This is a genomic window from Streptomyces sp. SD15 (assembly GCF_054462255.1).
This window is the reverse complement of record NZ_JBTLMO010000146.1, coordinates 1-942: the sequence shown is the minus strand read 5'-3', so window position 1 is coordinate 942 and position 942 is coordinate 1. Positions and strand designations below refer to the sequence as shown.

General features: G+C 65.1%; 2 protein-coding genes. One reads left to right on the top strand and one right to left on the bottom strand.

Going from position 1 to position 942, the window contains the following annotated elements; all coding sequences use genetic code 11:
• Positions 1 to 88: 88 nt before the first annotated feature.
• Positions 89 to 217 carry a hypothetical protein gene (locus tag ACX28W_RS43935; protein WP_257548903.1) on the bottom strand — a complete coding sequence of 43 codons (129 nt, stop codon included), beginning with the start codon at positions 215 to 217 and terminating at the stop codon, positions 89 to 91.
• 5 nt (positions 218 to 222) lie between these two features.
• Between ACX28W_RS43935 and ACX28W_RS43930 the strand changes: the two genes are divergently transcribed.
• A complete protein-coding gene (locus tag ACX28W_RS43930; protein ID WP_459005696.1) occupies positions 223 to 807 on the top strand; it encodes a DinB family protein in 585 nt (194 codons plus the stop codon).
• Positions 808 to 942 lie beyond the last annotated feature (135 nt).

Below are 942 nucleotides of genomic sequence, written 5' to 3'. Positions count from 1 at the left end.
CCACCTCGGCCTACTCCAACTCGCCTGCAGCATCATCTGCTTGAGACGACTCCGAACCTCATTCTGAAACGATCAGTAAGAGGTTGTCTCACGTGGCAAGTTTCGCGAGCTTCTTGTAGCAGGTCAGGGCGGCGGCCATGGCCAGGCCTCGGCTCTGCCAGTCGTTGCGGACCACGTACGGGATCTTGAGACCACGAGCAGCCCATGGCAGGCTCATGCCGCATGATCGATGAATTCGCGAAAGACAACCTGCACGGGAGACTGCGGCGGGACCGCAAGGCGCTGCTCTGGAAACTCGACGGCTTGTCCGAATACGACGCCCGCCGGCCTTTGACAGCGACCGGGACCAACCTCCTCGGCCTGGTCAAACACCTGGCCACCGTCGAGGCCAGGTACTTCGGCGAGGTCTTCGACCGCCCTTCCCCGGAACCGCTGCCCCGGTGGCAGGACTCCAACGGCAGCGATCTGTGGGCGACCGAGGGCGAGACCCGCGATCAGATCATCGGGTTCTACCGGCGCACGTGGGAACACTCGGACGCGACGATCAACGAGCTTCCCCTCGACGCCCCCGGCCACGTGCCGTGGTGGCCGGAGCCTTATCCCAACACGAACCTGTTCGCCATCATGGTCCATGTCCTCGGCGAGTCCATCCGGCATGCCGGGCACGCCGATATCCTGCGCGAGGGCCTCGACGGCCGGACCGGGTTGCGCGCCGAACTCGAGAAGCAGATCGACGAGGAAGCCCGTGCAGCCTACTGCGCGAAGATCGAGCAGGCCGCCAGGTCGGCCGCACCAATCAAGGCTTAGAAGTCATCTCATTTGGCCGGGTAAGCTGCCGGTCGTGGCAGGGATCGTTGAGCGGCTAGTGCCGGACGAGTTGTGGGAACTGTTCCAGCGGGTGGTGCCGGAGGCGCCGTCGCGGCCTCAGGGCGGTGGCCGGCG

Excerpts from the sequence above, each read along its gene's own strand:
- ACX28W_RS43935 (WP_257548903.1), bottom strand. The coding sequence starts at position 217 with ATGAGCCTGCCATGGGCTGCTCGTGGTCTCAAGATCCCGTACGTGGTC.
- ACX28W_RS43930 (WP_459005696.1), top strand. The coding sequence starts at position 223 with ATGATCGATGAATTCGCGAAAGACAACCTGCACGGGAGACTGCGGCGG.